Annotated in this window: 1 protein-coding gene; it reads right to left on the minus strand. The window is 71.4% G+C overall.

All coding sequences use genetic code 11. The features are described from left to right. A partial coding sequence (locus TN53_RS43755) for an AMP-binding protein (protein WP_046264515.1) occupies positions 1-308 on the minus strand: 308 nt, incomplete at both ends.

The raw sequence follows: 308 nt of genomic DNA on the forward strand, positions 1-308 counted from the left end.
CGAGCAGTCCGACCAGGACCGACACCAGGCCCATGTCGTGGAAGAGCGGCAGCCACAGGCCGATCGTGTCGTCGCCGGTCACCTGCGCGGCGGCGACGATCGCCTCGGCGCCCGCGGCCATCGCGCGCTGACTGAGCACGACACCTTTGGGCGCCGATGTGCTGCCCGAGGTGTACTGGATGAAACCGGGCCGGTCCGGGTCGATCGGCAGACACAGTCTCGACTCGACCTGCGGCAAGGTGTCCAGGTCGAGCACGGTGGGACCGCCGTCCAGCGCGTCGGCGAGCCGCTCGCGCAGCCGGCGCAGC

This window comes from Streptomyces sp. WM6386 (assembly GCF_000972385.1).
Classification (GTDB): Bacteria; Actinomycetota; Actinomycetes; order Streptomycetales; family Streptomycetaceae; genus Streptomyces.